Source organism: Streptomyces javensis (assembly GCF_039525925.1).
In the GTDB taxonomy this organism is placed as follows: Bacteria; Actinomycetota; Actinomycetes; order Streptomycetales; family Streptomycetaceae; genus Streptomyces; species Streptomyces asiaticus.
The window spans coordinates 1-1,267 of the sequence record NZ_BAAAIF010000244.1 but is presented as its reverse complement, the minus strand read 5'-3'; the positions used below and the strand labels follow the sequence as shown (position 1 = coordinate 1,267).

1 protein-coding gene is annotated in these 1,267 nt (G+C 69.9%); it reads right to left on the bottom strand.

What is annotated here, in order from left to right; genetic code table 11:
• Positions 1-1,232, bottom strand: a 1,232-nt coding sequence (locus ABD329_RS47775) for a KR domain-containing protein (protein ID WP_344318286.1), incomplete at its 3' end; no start/stop codon positions are given.
• Positions 1,233-1,267 lie beyond the last annotated feature (35 nt).

The following is a 1,267-nucleotide window of genomic DNA, read 5'->3' as shown; positions in this document are numbered from 1 at the left end:
CGCACCCGACCCCCCAACTCCGCCACCAACTCGCCAGCACCAGGCGCCTCCCCACCCCGGCGGCTCACCAGCACCACCCGCTCCACACCCCTGTCCACCAGCCAACGCGCCACCTCACGGCCCAACGCACCCGTACCACCAGTGACCAGCGCAGTACCACGCCCACACCACCTGGTCGGCGCCTCACCCACGCCACCGAGCGGCGTCGCCGCCCGCGTCAGACGGGCGCCCCAAGCGCCGGTGGCACGGATGGCTATCTGATCCTCACCGGATTCACCGGCGAGGATGCCGACCAGCGCCCTCCCAGCGCGATCGTCCAGTTCGGCAGGCAGATCGATCAGCCCGCCCCAACGGTCCGGATGCTCCAGACCGATGACACGCCCCAGACCCCAGACTCCGGCCTGGTCAGGATCCACCAGGTCCCCGTCGACCGCCGAAACCGCGCCACGCGTGACACACCACAACGGGGCATCGACCTCAGCTGCCACAAGGGTTTGCAGTAGCGACACCGTCGCCTGGACCGACAGCAACGACACCACGCCCCCGACTGGACCGGCGCTCAACTCCGCCGACGTCACGACCGTCACGACCTCGACACCGGCCCCGGCCGACCGCAACGCGGCAGCCACGTCGGTGCCGTCCGCACCCGGCTCGACCACAACCAGCCACGTGCCAGTGAGGCCCGGCTCCCCCGGCTCCCCCGGAATCGGCGTCCAGCCGAGCCGGTAACGCCAGCCATCGATAACAGACTGCTCCTGCCGCGCTCTCCGCCAGGACGAGAGGGCGGGCAGCGCGGCGTTGAGCGGCTGTTCGGCATCGATGCCGAACGAACCAAGATCCCCACGCTCGACCGCGTCCCAGAACGCCGCGTCCACCGCACTCGTCACAGGCTCAGCCGAGACCGGCTCCAACCAGAACCGCTCACGCTGGAAGGCATACGTCGGCAAATCAACCCGCCGAGCACCCGGAAACACCGCATCCCAGTCGACCTCGATACCCCGGACGTACAGCCCACCCAAAGCAGCCATGACGGTCAGAGGCTCCGGACGGTCCCGGCGCAGCACCGACATACCGTCGCCATCGGCCAGCGCGGACAACGTGCCGTCCGGCCCCAGCTCCAGGAAGGACCCCACACCCTGCTCGCGGAGGGTGTTCAGCCCATCGGCGAACCGGACCGTCTCCCGCACATGCCGCACCCAGTACTCCGGCGAGCACAACTCCTCGCCCGCCACCGCACCGGAGACGTTCGATACGACGGGCACGCCCG